Source organism: Mesorhizobium sp. M7A.F.Ca.AU.001.01.1.1 (genome assembly GCF_004022735.1).
GTDB lineage: Bacteria > Pseudomonadota > Alphaproteobacteria > Rhizobiales > Rhizobiaceae > Mesorhizobium > Mesorhizobium ciceri.
Genome location: NZ_RZPF01000358.1, coordinates 1 through 6,426, shown reverse-complemented (window position 1 = coordinate 6,426; position 6,426 = coordinate 1). Strand labels below are relative to the sequence as shown.

The 6,426-nt window shown below is 64.7% G+C and carries 9 protein-coding genes; 5 read left to right on the top strand and 4 right to left on the bottom strand.

Going from position 1 to position 6,426, the window contains the following annotated elements; genetic code table 11:
* Positions 1 to 1,980: ABC transporter permease (locus EN884_RS21015; protein ID WP_164895084.1), on the bottom strand; the 1,980-nt coding region annotated here is incomplete at its 3' end.
* Positions 1,980 to 2,675 (bottom strand): ABC transporter ATP-binding protein, encoded by a 696-nt coding sequence (locus EN884_RS21010; RefSeq protein ID WP_063169548.1) that lies wholly within the window; start codon positions 2,673 to 2,675, stop codon positions 1,980 to 1,982. The genes EN884_RS21015 and EN884_RS21010, both read right to left, overlap by 1 nt.
* 88 nt (positions 2,676 to 2,763) lie before the next feature.
* Here EN884_RS21010 and EN884_RS21005 point away from each other — a divergent pair, with 88 nt between their 5' ends.
* The gene (locus EN884_RS21005; RefSeq protein WP_013528820.1) at positions 2,764 to 3,408 is read left to right on the top strand and encodes an arylesterase; all 645 of its coding nucleotides are present in this window, start codon (positions 2,764 to 2,766) and stop codon (positions 3,406 to 3,408) included.
* Positions 3,409 to 3,533: 125 nt separating this feature from the next.
* Complete coding sequence (gene thpR, locus EN884_RS21000) at positions 3,534 to 4,130, top strand: RNA 2',3'-cyclic phosphodiesterase (RefSeq protein WP_063169549.1); 597 nt, start codon at positions 3,534 to 3,536, stop codon at positions 4,128 to 4,130.
* On the opposite strand, the gene EN884_RS20995 is transcribed toward thpR, so the two are convergent.
* Complete coding sequence (locus tag EN884_RS20995; RefSeq protein WP_013528818.1) at positions 4,034 to 4,552, bottom strand: low molecular weight protein-tyrosine-phosphatase; 519 nt, start codon at positions 4,550 to 4,552, stop codon at positions 4,034 to 4,036. The genes thpR and EN884_RS20995 overlap by 97 nt on opposite strands.
* A 50-nt stretch (positions 4,553 to 4,602) precedes the next feature.
* Here EN884_RS20995 and EN884_RS20990 point away from each other — a divergent pair, with 50 nt between their 5' ends.
* The 3 genes from EN884_RS20990 (at position 4,603) to EN884_RS20980 (ending at position 6,159) form a co-directional block, all read left to right on the top strand.
* The gene (locus EN884_RS20990) at positions 4,603 to 4,899 is read left to right on the top strand and encodes a 4a-hydroxytetrahydrobiopterin dehydratase (protein WP_063169551.1); all 297 of its coding nucleotides are present in this window, start codon (positions 4,603 to 4,605) and stop codon (positions 4,897 to 4,899) included.
* A 123-nt stretch (positions 4,900 to 5,022) separates the two neighbouring features.
* A complete protein-coding gene (locus tag EN884_RS20985; RefSeq protein ID WP_013528816.1) occupies positions 5,023 to 5,385 on the top strand; it encodes a YkvA family protein in 363 nt (120 codons plus the stop codon).
* A 270-nt stretch (positions 5,386 to 5,655) separates the two neighbouring features.
* The gene (locus EN884_RS20980; RefSeq protein ID WP_013528815.1) at positions 5,656 to 6,159 is read left to right on the top strand and encodes an invasion associated locus B family protein; all 504 of its coding nucleotides are present in this window, start codon (positions 5,656 to 5,658) and stop codon (positions 6,157 to 6,159) included.
* Positions 6,160 to 6,214: 55 nt separating this feature from the next.
* Here the strand turns inward: EN884_RS20980 and EN884_RS20975 are convergent.
* A partial coding sequence (locus tag EN884_RS20975; RefSeq protein ID WP_206617615.1) for a chloride channel protein occupies positions 6,215 to 6,426 on the bottom strand: 212 nt, incomplete at its 5' end.

Sequence of the window (6,426 nt, the reverse complement as noted above, 5' to 3'; positions counted from 1 at the left end):
GACGAAATTGATACCCATCGTCTCCCATTCGACTTGGCGGAAACTGGCGATCCTGGCCGTGACGTTGCGGCCCAGCACATTGACGGTGATGGTGTCGCCGAGCTTCAGCCCGATCTCCTTGCCTTCTTGCGCCGAAAACGAAACCAGCGGTTCGCCGCTGTAATTTTCGGGCCACCAACTGCCCTCGGTCAGCGTCGCGTTCTCCGGCTGCCTGGTGTCATAGGTCAGGCCGCGATCCCCCCTCAGCACCCAGGCGCCTTCCGCCGGCACCTTCACCTTGTCGACATCGACACCGTTCAGCGCCATCACCCGGCCGCGCAGCATCGGCACCTTGGCCAGCACGCCCTGCGGCGCCTCCTTGCCGATCAGCGCCGAGAAGGACGCGACATCGGCGCTCTGGATGTCGACGAAGAAGAAGTTCGGCGCCCGTTCCGGCAGGCTGCCTGAGATCTGTCGCCTGAGATTGCCGTCGATCAGCGCCAGCGTCACCAATAGCGTCAGCCCGAGCCCCAGGGACAGCACCACCGATGGCGTCAGGGCGCCTGGCCGATGGATGTTGCCGATGGCGAGCCTGAGCGCCACGAAGCGCACGCGCGGGCTTTTCCTGGCCGCCCATTGCACCAGTGCGCCGACCGAGCGCAGCACCAGGAAGGCGAAGACGGTAGCGCCGACAAAGATCGAGGCGATGCGCTGGTCGCCCGAGAACAGAATGGCCAGCGCCGCAAGCAGCAGCGCGATGCCTATGGCCGCCGCGACATAGGCGGGGCGCGGCAAGCCGCGGCCTTCCAGTCCCATTTCGCGAAACAGCGCGGTTGCCGGCACGTCGCGGGCGCGGCCGAGCGGCAGCAGCGCGAAAGCCAACGTCACCAGCAGGCCGAACAGCGCCGCCATGCCGAGCGCGCCGGGATAGAAGCCGCCTTCGGCCGGCACCGGAATGACGGATTGCAAGGCCGCGCTCGCCGCGAAGGGCATTAGTGCGCCGAGCACAAGGCCTAGCACGACACCCAATCCGGCTATGATCAGGATCTGCACGAGATAGACGGCAAAGACGAAGCCGCCCGAAGCGCCCAGGCTCTTGAAGGTGGCGATGACGCCGCGCTTGCCGTCGAGATAGGCGCGCACCGCATTGGCGACGCCGACGCCGCCGACCACCAGCGCCGTCAGCCCGACCAGGGTCAGGAACTGCGAGAAGCGTTCGATGTTGGACGACAGCGCGGGCGCCGCGTTGCTGCGCGTGCGGATCGACCAGCCGGCTTCCGGAAAATCCGTGGCGGCCTGATCCTGGATGGCCTTGAGCCTTGCCTCGTCGGCGTCCGCCGGCAGCCGGATTTTGTAGGCATTCTCGACCAGGCTGCCCGGCTGGATCAGTCCAGTGGCCGCCAACCCTTCGGTCGAGATCATCAGCCTCGGCGCGAAGCCGAAGCCGTCGGACACGGCATCCGGTTCGGCGACCAGCTTGGCGCGCAGTTCGAAAGTAGCGGTGCCGAGCTTCAGCCGGTCGCCAAGCTTGACGTGCAACCGCTCGAACAGAAGATCGGGCGCTGCCGCACCGAAGACGCCGAACTCTTCGCCGAACAGTTCCTGTTTCGACAGCGCCGGCTCGGTCTCCAGCGTGCCATAGAGCGGATAGACATGGTCGACCGCCTTGGCCTCGACCAGCGCCTGGTCGGATCCGTCGGCGAGACGCGCCATCGAACGCATGCTGGCGGTCCGCGAAACCGTGCCGAGCCCGTCAAGGAAGCTGCGCTCCGCCTGACTGGCGTCACGCTGGTTGATCTGGAAGCGAAGATCGCCGCCAAGCAGCGTCTGGCCCTGATTGGCGACACCGGCGGTGATCGAACGCGCCACCGAGTTGACGCCGCCGATGGCCGCGACGCCGAGCGCGATGCAGGCGAGGAAGATCAGGAAACCGGACAGGCCGCCGCGCATCTCGCGCAGCGAGAAGCGGACAGCGAGCCTCAACGTCCGGGACAGCGGCATCAGGCCGTCACCTTGACCGGCGCCGGTGCCTCGATCCGGCCCGAGTGCATCGAAACCTGGCGCGAACAGCGTGCCGCGAGCGCCGGATCATGCGTCACCAGCACCAGCGTCATGCCGCGCTCGGCCGCCTTCGCAAACAGGAGGTCGGCGACCTGCCGCCCGGTCGCCTGGTCCAGATTGCCGGTCGGCTCGTCGGCGATCAGGATGCGCGGCGACGGCGCCAATGCGCGGGCGATCGCCACGCGCTGCTGCTCGCCGCCCGACAATTCGCCGGGATAGTGGGTGACGCGGTCGCTGAGGCCAACCGCCGCCAGCTCGCGCGCCGCCACCGCGAACGGATCGGAATGGCCGGCCAGTTCCAGCGGCACCGCGACATTTTCGAGCGCCGTCATGTTGGGAATGAGATGGAAGGACTGGAACACGATGCCAATGTTTCGGCCACGAAACGAAGCAATCTGGTCCTCGCTTTTGCCGTTGAGCAGCTCGCCGGCGATTCGGACCGTACCCGAATCGACCCTTTCCAGGCCTGCCAGGACCATCAGCAAGGTCGACTTGCCGGAACCCGAAGGTCCGACGATGCCGGTCGCCTCGCCGGTCGCCACGTCGAGGCTCACCCCCTTCAGCACATGGACCGATGAAGCGCCCTCGCCAAGGGTCAGGGACACGTCTTTCAGCGCGATGACGGCTTCTGTCAAAATGAAATCGTCCTATATCTGGGAATGAAGGCTCTGCTTGCCGGAAGCCGTCGACTGGAGAATTCCTAGCTCATATGGGGCCTGCCGCATGTCTTTCAAACGCAGTATTGCCGCAGGCTTCGTGGTTTTCCTCGCCATTTGCGGCGTCATGTCGTCGGCGCGTGCCGAGCCGTTCAAGATCGTCGGCTTCGGTGACAGCCTGATGGCGGGCTATGGCCTTGGACCCGACCAGGGCTTTACCGACAGGCTGCAGGCAGCGCTTGGCGCCAAAGGCCACGACGTGACCGTCGCCAATGCCGGCGTCTCCGGCGACACGACGAGCGGCGGCCTGGCGCGGCTTGACTGGTCGGTGCCGGACGGCACGCAGCTGGTCATCCTCGAACTCGGCGCCAACGACATGCTGCGCGGCGTCTCGCCCGACATCACCAAAAAGAACCTCGACGAGATGCTGAGCAAGCTGAAGCAGCGCAAGATTGCCGTGCTTCTGGCCGGCATGCGCGCCGCACCCAATCTCGGTCCCGACTACCAGAGCGCCTTCGACGCCATTTTCCCGGACCTGGCGAAGAAATACGACGTCGCGCTCTACCCGTTCTTTCTCGACGGCGTCGCCGGCCAGCCCGGCATGCAGCTCGAGGACGGCCTGCATCCGAGCGCACGAGGCGTCGACCAGATGGTCGAACGCATCCTGCCCGCGGTCGAGAAGGTGATCGCGGCGGTGCCGGGCGATTCCTAGCGGGTTGGAACTGTTTCCGCCCGGCGAGCTTTTAACAGGGACTGTGGCCAACAAACCTCTTGCTCCGTTTGACTATCGATGATTCGCTATGGGTGACAGTTCGATTCGAGGAAGGGAGGCTCTTCATGCCGCGTCTTTTCACCGCCCTCGAAATTCCGCGTGACGCTGCCCTTTCGCTGTCCCTGCTGCGGGGCGGCTTGCCGGGAGCTCGCTGGATCGACGTCGAAAACTACCATCTGACGCTGCGCTTCATCGGCGATGTTCCCGGCCATGTCGCCGACGAGATCGCCAACGCGCTCGACCGCGTCCACCGCCCTTCTTTCTCGCTGGCGCTGACCGGCGTCGGCGCTTTCGGCCAGAAGAAGCCGCATGCGGTATGGGCGGGCGCTTCCGCCTCGCCCGATCTGGCCGCCCTTCAAGGTGAGGTCGACCGCATCTGCCAGCGGCTCGGCATCCCGGCCGACCCGCGCAAATTCATGCCGCATGTGACGCTGGCGCGCTTGCGCAATTCGACCCCGCTGGACGTTGCCCAATATCTGTCGGCGCGCGGCAATTTCTCGACGCTGCCGTTCCGCATCGGCCGTTTCGTTTTGATGTCGTCGCGCGATTCGGTCGGCGGCGGACCCTACATCGTCGAGGAAGCCTGGCCGCTGTCAGGCACGGACGCCCGCGCCTCCAGCCTTGTCGCCAGCGCCTCCGACGCCTCGCGGATCATGCGATAGGCGGAAGCGAAGGCTTCTGCCTCGTCATGATAAGGATCCGGCACGTCGCGTGCCTTTCCCTGCGCGAATTCCAGGAACAGATGGATACGGTCCTGCACGGCCGCCGGCGCCAGCGCCTTCAGGTCAGCGACATTCGACCGGTCCATGCCAAGGATCAGGTCGAAACGGTGGAGGTCCTGCGGCGTGACCTTGCGCGCCCTCTGCCCGGAAATGTCGACGCCGTGCCGCATGGCGACCGCGATCGCGCGTCGATCGGGGGCAGAGCCGGCCTCCCAGTCACTGGTTCCCGCCGAATCGAGCAGGATATCCCGGGCCGACCCGCGCTCGGCCCAAACGGCGCGGAAGACACCTTCCGCCAGCGGCGACCGGCAGATGTTGCCGAGGCAGACGAAGAGAATGGAATTTATAGGCTTCGCGCTCATCGATCCGTCGCTATGGTGAGGGTCGTTTTCGAATAGCACAGGATAGGGACATGGCGAGAGAGAAACTGGGCAGGCAAGCCGCTGAAGCCGCATTGACGGGCCTCGACGGCTGGGCGCTGGCGGAAGACGGCGCCTCCATCAAGCGCACATTCACCTTCGCGAATTTCTCCGAGGCTTTCGCCTTCATGACCCGCGTCGCGCTTGCCGCCGAGGCGATGGATCATCATCCCGACTGGTCGAATGTCTACAAGACCGTCGACGTGACGCTGAACACCCACGACGCCGGCGGCGTCACTGCGCTCGATATCGATCTGGCCACGAAAATGAACCGTTTTGCCGGCGCCTGAGGCCTGGTATCGCCTCGGCAGGCCCAAATCGGCACCGGCATCTTGTAGCGGGGGTCGGGTTTCACCACATTTTCCCCCGCGGGGCAGGCGCCGGATGCGCATGAGCCCCGCAAGGAGAGACTGATGGCGCAACAATCCGGTTTTGATTTCTTCGGCTTTGGCGGCAAGCCGTCAGACGAGAGCGAAGTGCGCGAGAAATTCTGGCGCACAGCCAAGAAGGCCGCGCGGCAGATCCCCTTCATGGAAGAGGTCGTGGCCGCCTATTATTGCGCCATGGACAAGAACACGCCGCTGCGCGCCAAGGGCATTCTGCTGGCCGCGCTCGGCTATTTCGTGCTGCCGGTGGATGTCATCCCCGACTTCGTCTTCGGGCTTGGCTTCACCGACGACATCGCTGTGCTCACCGCCGCGATCACCGCCGTCAGTGCCCACATCACCACTGCGCACCGGCAGGCCGCCAGGGACGCCATGGCCGAGAAGGGCTGAACACGCGCGCGGAACGCCGTTGAAGCCGGCTTTCGGCGACAGCGTAAAAAGTCAAACTCTTGCCGCTTTCGTGGCCTTCAAGTCGCCAAAGGGATGTCGCGCCACCCGCTCGCAGGGCGGCGGCGCGGGTATGGTGGCGGTTTCCTCGGGGTGAGGGTCCTTTTCTCTTCGGAAATTCACCGTTTGGTAACCCAGATTAAATCAAAATGAAGCGACGGGCAGGACGCCAAGCCGGCCTGCCTCCGCACCATTTGGAATACGGGAAAAGCGATGCGCGGATTGATTGCGATAGTTTCGAGTCTGGCCCTGGTGGCCGTGGCAGCGCCGGCACTGGCGCAGTCGGCGACCAAGATCGGCCAGCACAATGCCTGGGGCACCTACAGCTACCAGGCATCGGGCGGCAAGGTCTGCTATGTCCTGACCGTGCCGACCGACAAGCAGCCGCCCACGCTCGACCATGGCGATATGTTCTTCTTCGTCAGCCAGCGGCCCGGCCAGCAAGTGTCCTACGAGCCGCAATTCATTGCCGGCTACAATTTCCAGGAAGGCTCCAAGGCCACCGTGACCATCGACAAGAAGACGTTTTCGATGTTCACGCGCGGCAAATCGGCCTGGGTCGAGAATGCCGCCGAGGAGCCGGTACTGATCGCCGCCATGAAGACCGGCACCGACATGAAGGTGACGGCGAAGTCCGGCCGCGGCAATCCCACCTCCTATGTCTTCTCTCTGAAGGGCATTTCGGCGGCGCTGACATCGATCGCCAAGTGTAAATAGGCAAAGCTACTTTTTTGAGGGAAAGGCCGGGCCGCGAAGTCCGGCCTTTTTTCTTTCATACTTGCCCCGGCCCGGCCTCCGCCCGGCGGCGCCGGATCGCCTCGGCGATGAAGACACGCGATAGCGCGTGATAGAGCGGCTCGTGCGAGATCATGCGCGCCGTGCCGTAGCCCAGCATCGAGGCCAGCATCAGCGCGATGACATTGTCGTGATTGCCGGTCATCTCCAGGATGATGACGAAGGCCGTCATCGGCGCTTGCACCACAC